The organism is Flavobacterium cauense R2A-7 (genome assembly GCF_000498475.1).
Taxonomy (GTDB): Bacteria; Bacteroidota; Bacteroidia; order Flavobacteriales; family Flavobacteriaceae; genus Flavobacterium; species Flavobacterium cauense.
This window is the reverse complement of record NZ_AVBI01000020.1, coordinates 1-5,666: the sequence shown is the minus strand read 5'-3', so window position 1 is coordinate 5,666 and position 5,666 is coordinate 1. Positions and strand designations below refer to the sequence as shown.

The 5,666-nt window shown below is 37.6% G+C and carries 6 protein-coding genes; 4 read left to right on the top strand and 2 right to left on the bottom strand.

Features of this window, described 5'->3' with window-relative positions:
* A partial coding sequence (locus FCR2A7T_RS13305) for an MBG domain-containing protein (protein ID WP_131494803.1) occupies nt 1–1,623 on the top strand: 1,623 nt, incomplete at its 5' end.
* 42 nt (nt 1,624–1,665) lie between these two features.
* Here the strand turns inward: FCR2A7T_RS13305 and FCR2A7T_RS13300 are convergent.
* Both FCR2A7T_RS13300 and FCR2A7T_RS13295 read right to left on the bottom strand, forming a co-directional pair.
* Nucleotides 1,666–2,337 (bottom strand): FAD-binding oxidoreductase, encoded by a 672-nt coding sequence (locus FCR2A7T_RS13300; protein ID WP_023571823.1) that lies wholly within the window; start codon nt 2,335–2,337, stop codon nt 1,666–1,668.
* A gap of 76 nt (nt 2,338–2,413) precedes the next feature.
* On the bottom strand, nt 2,414–2,830 hold the full coding sequence (locus tag FCR2A7T_RS13295) for a DUF3788 domain-containing protein (protein WP_023571822.1): 417 nt from the start codon (nt 2,828–2,830) through the stop codon (nt 2,414–2,416).
* Between the two features lie 196 nt (nt 2,831–3,026).
* On the opposite strand from FCR2A7T_RS13295, the gene nadC reads away from it, so the two are divergent.
* From nadC to FCR2A7T_RS13280, 3 genes are all read left to right on the top strand, one after another.
* Complete coding sequence (gene nadC, locus FCR2A7T_RS13290; RefSeq protein ID WP_023571821.1) at nt 3,027–3,884, top strand: carboxylating nicotinate-nucleotide diphosphorylase; 858 nt, start codon at nt 3,027–3,029, stop codon at nt 3,882–3,884.
* Between the two features lie 103 nt (nt 3,885–3,987).
* Entirely contained in the window at nt 3,988–4,920 is a 933-nt protein-coding gene (locus FCR2A7T_RS13285; protein ID WP_023571820.1) for a YihY/virulence factor BrkB family protein, read from the top strand.
* Nucleotides 4,921–5,003: 83 nt separating this feature from the next.
* The gene (locus FCR2A7T_RS13280) at nt 5,004–5,570 is read left to right on the top strand and encodes a chalcone isomerase family protein (RefSeq protein WP_023571819.1); all 567 of its coding nucleotides are present in this window, start codon (nt 5,004–5,006) and stop codon (nt 5,568–5,570) included.
* Nucleotides 5,571–5,666: the final 96 nt, after the last annotated feature.

Below are 5,666 nucleotides of genomic sequence, written 5' to 3'. Positions count from 1 at the left end.
ATTACGCAAGGCAGTTTAACATTGGGTGCGAATTACGATTTATCGTTTGTTGGTGCCGATTTAACCATTGGTCAACGTGCGATTGAAGTAACGGCGGATGCCAAATCTAAAACCTATGGCGATGCTGATCCAACTTTCACCTATCAGATTACCCAAGGCAGTTTGGCCTTCAGTGATGCTTTCAGCGGAAGTTTGTCCCGAGTTTCGGGTGAAGATGTCGGACCTTACGGTATTACGCAAGGCAGTTTAACATTGGGTGCGAATTACGATTTATCGTTTGTTGGAGCGGATTTAACCATTGGTCAACGTGCGATTGAAGTAACGGCTGATGCAAAATCGAAAGTATTCGGTGATGCTGACCCAGTTTTAACCTATGCAATTACAAGCGGAAGTTTAGCTTTTAGCGATTCTTTTGTTGGTAATTTAACAAGAATTGCTGGTGAGGTTATCGGTTCCTATGCAATACAAAAAGGTACATTATCGCTAGGAGGAAATTATAATTTATCTTATGTAGGAGCAAATTTGAATATCATTGGATTGCCTTTGGCTGCGACAGTTGTGAAAACAGATGTTAGTTGTAACGGACAAAACAATGGATCGATTACTATCAGTAATCCTTCGGGAGGTTTAAGCGGTGTCTATGAATATCGATTAAATTCGGGAGCATGGCAACTAAGTGGAAATTTCAGCAGCTTATCAGCGAATAGTTATAGTGTTCAGATTAGAGATGCGGCACATCCTGGTTTTATAGTTGTATTGTGTACTAAAATAATTAATGAGCCGGCATTATTATCGGCTTCCTGTACTAATACCAATAGTGTGCTTTATTTCGGTTATACCGGAGATCAAACCTCTACAATAACAGTAAATCCTTCAGGAGGCGTAGGGCCATATACAGTGTCCATAACAATGAATCGACCGCTTATGTGTAATGTAATTACAAATTCCGGAGATGAAATATGGACGCCGGGCGCTAACACCATGACGAGCAGTAATACCAATGTTACTTGTGTGACAAGTGGAGCCTTTGGCGCAAATCAAAAGCCAAGTTCCACATCAACCAATACCATTGTAACAAGTCTTGGTTACTCGTTGAATGTTTCGTTAATGGCAGATGCGACTTTCGCAATCACTGTAACAGATCAAAACGGATGTACCGCCACTTGTTCCACTACCATTATGGCTGAAGATGTCAGATGTTTTGCAGGAAATAGTGGTGTGGCAAAAGTAATGCTTTGTCATAAAACGGGTAGTGCTAAAAACCCGTGCGTTAATATTTGTGTGGATAATTCAGCAGTTGCAGAACATCTTGCACATGGTGATTTCTTTGGCAAATGTACATCAACTTGTGTTCCTTCAGGATCTAATGGTAAACCGGAAATTGTTTTCGATGTTAAAGCCTATCCGAATCCAAGTAACAATCAATTTACTTTTGAAATAGAAAGTGAAAGCACTGAAAGTACGGATATAACTGTATTTGACATTGCCGGAAGAATGGTGAAACAAATGCGAAATCGTGAAAGCGATACGATAACATTTGGAGAAGAGCTTCCAAGAGGTGTTTATCTGGCAGTAATGGAACAGGGAAGTAATCGTAAAACAGTCAGAATAGTTAAAGAATAAATTAAAAAAACTCCGGATGTTACTCCGGAGTTTTTTTAATAATTAGTTTTCAATAACAATTGAATTGGCTGTAGCGCCTAAATCAATCAAATTATCAGTAACGGATTTTACAAAATCGGCAGGCCCACAAACGTAAAAATGCTGATTGAAGTCGGCTATGTTTTCGATGAGAAAATTGCGGTCAATGCGTTTTCCGTAGAAGCCTACCACATTTTCTCGTGTATAAACATTTACGAAATTATTTTTAAGCATTCGGTGTAATTCCTCTCCCATGATCACATCTTCGGATGTTTTATTTACATAGATGAGTCGGTTCCCGTATAATTTATTGTTTTTATACAACTCTCTGAAAATTGAAATAAATGGCGTTATGCCTGCACCGGCAGCAATGAAAATTCCGGGACCTTGGTAATTTATTGTTCCGAAAACATCGTGAAGAATTAATTCATCACCGGCATTTATTCGGCTTAATTCATTGGTAACTCCTTTACGTTCCTTGTAAATTTTAACCATGAATTCAAGATAATCCGCTTCCTTTAAATTCGTGAAGGTGAAAGGACGTGCTTCGTTTTTCCAATCCGGATGGTTTATTGAAACCTCAGTTGCCTGCCCTGGAACAAATTCATATCCTTTTGGTTTTTCCACCACAAATGATTTTACATCATGAGTAATAAAACGGGATTTCAATACTTTAACAACATGTTCGTTTTCCATAAACTCGTGTTTTAGGTTCTGATTTTTTCCAAAATAAAGGTTGTCAGAAAGTACGACTAAAGTTACTGAAAAAAAATCAATTCGAAATTTTTATCGTTATCAGTTTTTTAATGTCGTCGAGATTCGATTTGTCGTTTACGGTTATTCTTATGCCACGGCCTTCGGCATAAACTTTTGCAGTTAGGATTTCGTTTTTGATGTTTTCGTCGATTTCACTTTTTAAAATTTCATCCGTTGCTTTTTGTCCGAATACAAGTGCGGCTTTAAAAAAACCATCGCGTGGTAAAAGATAGAGCAATGCCCGCTTTTTATCGCTAATGCGGAAATTCCAGCCGTATTTGTCACCTGAAAAATGCCAGTATTCGATATACTTCGGGTAAGATTGCTTCGTAAATTCAGCTAAGGATTTCCAGAGCATAAAAGTTTCGCCTAAAACCTGTTGAAGATCTTCTTCGGATGGTTCTTTAGTTTTGTCGGTAAAAATACTTTTCACTTTGTAAATGTCTTGATGGAAGTAAATTTAAGTTTTAATTTTAGAATATCAGGTATCCTTTTAATCCTATTCCCGGCAGAAAATTACACTGTTATTTACAACATTAGTGGTAATTGAGAAAAAAAAGCCTCTAACGCAGTAACAATAGCGTACGATTCCAAAATATGTCTTATTTTAGCCTGTAAATTGTACGATTATGATTTCAGAAGCACAGTTTCAGAAGGAACTCGAAATAATTATTACCAATGCCATCCGCGAAGATGTTGGCGATGGCGATCACAGTTCTTTGGCTTGTATTCCGGCAACAGCAATGGGCAAGGCAAAACTTTTGGTTAAAGACGAAGGTATTATAGCCGGAGTTGAATTTGCAAAAATGGTTTTTAAACATGTAGATCCGAATCTGGAAACAGAAGTATTCATTCCCGATGGGAGTACCGTTAAATATGGCGATGTGGTGTTTCATGTTTCAGGGAGTTCGCAATCCATCCTGAAAGCGGAACGTTTGGTGTTGAATGCCATGCAGCGAATGAGTGCCATTGCGACCAAAACGAAAGTTTTTGTGGATTTGCTCGAAGGCACCAAAACCAAAATTCTCGATACCCGAAAAACCACTCCGGGAATTCGTGCCATTGAAAAATGGGCTGTCAAAATCGCAGGTGGCGAAAACCATCGTTTTGCATTGTATGATATGATTATGCTGAAAGACAATCATAACGATTTTGCGGGCGGAATTACGCAAGCCATCCAAAAAACAAATGCTTATCTTAAAGAACACAATCTCGATCTGAAAATTATCGTAGAAGCAAGAAATCTTGATGAGGTTTCCGAAATTCTGAGAAATGAAGGCGTTTACAGAATATTGCTGGATAATTTTAATTTTGAAGATACTCGTAAAGCGGTGGAGATGATTGGTGATAAGTGTCTTACGGAATCGTCCGGCGGTATTGACGAAAAAACGGTACGCCGTTTTGCAGAATGTGGCGTGAATTTTGTATCGTCTGGAGCATTAACCCATTCCATTTATAACATGGATTTGAGTTTAAAAGCGATATAAGAAGGAGGGAAAAGGGAAAAGGGAAAAGGGAATAAATATTTAAGAAGATTATCTTTTAAAATTCTCATTCTTTTTGGCTTATCCCTAAAAACTAAAAGAAAAAATGTCCAAAGAAATAGAAGAACAAATCGAGAAAATTCCCGTGCTCAATAAGCTTATGGCTTTTTGTAAAACGGTAAAGGTACCCGGACTTGAGGGCGTTTCTCTTTATGAAATACTGGAGCTTTACGGAATTGGAATTGCAAAAGGCGCTTTTTCCAACAGAGCAGCAGCGATTGCTTTTAGTTTCTTTATGGCGTTGTTTCCTTTTGCGCTGTTTATCCTGAATTTGATTCCCTACATCCCTTTAAAAGGTTTTCAGGAAGATTTTCTGCAGTTCGTTTCCGATAGCGTTCCTCCGAATACTTTTGGTGCGATAGAAGCTATTTTGATGGATATCATGAACAATTCCTATAAGAGTTTGCTGTCCTTTGGTTTTCTATTGTCCATCTATTTGATGTCTAACGGATTGAATGCCGTTCTTGGCGGATTTGAATCGTCGTACCATGTTAAGATCAAACGGGGTTATTTTCGTCAATATGCTGTGGCAATAGGATTATCGTTAATATTTTCATTCTTATTGATTGTTACGATTTCTTCCATTGTTGTATCGGAAGTCTTTATCCAGAAATTCTCCAACCGATTCCAATTAGATGATGTCTTACTTGTTGAATGGGCGCGTTATGTATTTATTTTACTGATGCTTTTTGTATCGACCTCTTTTTTGTTTAAATACGGAACCCGGGAAACAAAACAGATTCCTTTTTTCAATGCCGGCGCAATCTTAACAACGGTCCTTGTTGTTGTAACGTCTTATGTATTCGGTATTTATGTAACAAAATTTGCCCGTTATAATGAATTGTACGGGTCGATTGGCACACTTCTTGTCTTAATGTTTTACATATGGATTAACTGTATGATTTTATTGCTTGGTTTTGAACTTAATGCAATTATCAATAAACATAAAAGAAACCCTGAAAAAAAAATAGTTCACTAAAATAAAAATTGACGTTCCTATTGACCAAAAATAAAATTCGGAAGAAAAATTTTATATATTTAACAAAACAAAAAACAACTATTATGAAAAAACAATTCTTAACATTATTATTCGTAGCATTTGCAGGGTTATTTTCAATGACGGCACAAACTGAAATTGCCGGTGTTAAAGTAGCACAGAAAGTTACTGAAGAAGGTCAAAGTTTAGTATTAAACGGAGCCGGCGTTCGTGAAAAAATGTGGATGGATATGTACGTTGGTGCTTTATATTTACCTAAAAAGAGTTCTAACGCAGCCGAAATCATGTCGGGTAATGATGCCGCGGCCATCAAATTAACAATCGTGTCCGGTATGATTACCAGCGACAAAATGATTAATGCCGTAAACGAAGGTTTTGAAAACGCAACCGGAAACAATACAGCGCCAATCAAAGCTAAAATAGCACAATTCAAAGCTTGTTTTAAAGATGAAATTAAAAAAGGCGACGTGTTTGATATGGTTTATGTTCCCGGAAAAGGCGTAGTCGTTTCTAAAAACGGAAAAGAAAAAGGTGTTATTGAAGGTGCCGATTTCAAAAAAGCGATGTTCGGTATCTGGTTGTCTAACAAACCGGCCGACAAAAACCTAAAAGCAGCAATGTTGGGTAAATAATCCCCCGCTAAAATAGAAATAAAGAACCGTCCATTGGGCGGTTTTTTGTTTTGAACCAAATCATTCGGCTTTTTTTGTCATTCCGACGCAGGAGGA